We start from the raw sequence: 778 nt of genomic DNA on the forward strand, positions 1-778 counted from the left end.
ACATCGCTTTGAATATTGAAAAAGAGAGAACGAAGTTCGTCCTCTCTAGGTGTTAGCTTTTCATCTACCCACTACAGTTGACAAAGAGCCGGACTTTGTCTTCAATCTGAAAGCTAATTCTTTTTTTAAAGTTTTTCTTTAATGTCAGCTTTTAGCTTGTCAAATTTTTCTTTAATGTCAGCTTTTAGCTTGTCAAATTTTTCATGACGGGCTTCTTTTTTATCCGCAATTAAACGTGCTTTAGCCTGATGAGCTAGATCTTGTTGGATTTTGAGGGCTGATTCTACTTCTGCTGAAACAGTCGCAACATCCCATCTTGCAATAATAGTCTGATATTTCTCAAAAATACCATTTAAAACAGATTCATCATTTTCTTGCACAAGTGCAATAATAGCGACTTCCCCGTTAGTCAATTTTTCACTAACGGTTGTAATTAGCTCCGATTTAGCCAATTCTTTATCTAAACCAATAGAAGCTCCAAGCGTTCCACCAGCTACAAAACCAAAGAGAACTCCAAGCGGGCCACCTAAAATGCCAATGAGACTGCCAATGAGACCGCCTTCGAAATAATCGCTCCCTACAGAATTCATTAAATCAAAGCTGTCCTTCACTTTAATGATTCCATCCTCAGCCTTCACAATTGAAACTTGGGCTAATTTTGTATTTTCAGTTTGACCAAATTGTTTTAATCCCGTGTTGTAAAATGAAGTGCAACAAAAAAGACATGTTCGTCTGATATACTAGAATTCCCCAACTCAGTATAGAAAGCAGATGAACA

General features: G+C 37.1%; 1 protein-coding gene. It reads right to left on the reverse strand.

The features are described 5' to 3' along the window. Window positions 1–125 precede the first annotated feature (125 nt). Window positions 126–638, reverse strand: a complete 513-nt coding sequence (locus RFK25_RS11490) for a DUF1269 domain-containing protein (protein ID WP_332413543.1) — start codon at window positions 636–638, stop codon at window positions 126–128. Window positions 639–778: the final 140 nt, after the last annotated feature.

The organism is Streptococcus sp. SS-4456 (assembly GCF_036680365.1).
GTDB lineage: Bacteria > Bacillota > Bacilli > Lactobacillales > Streptococcaceae > Streptococcus.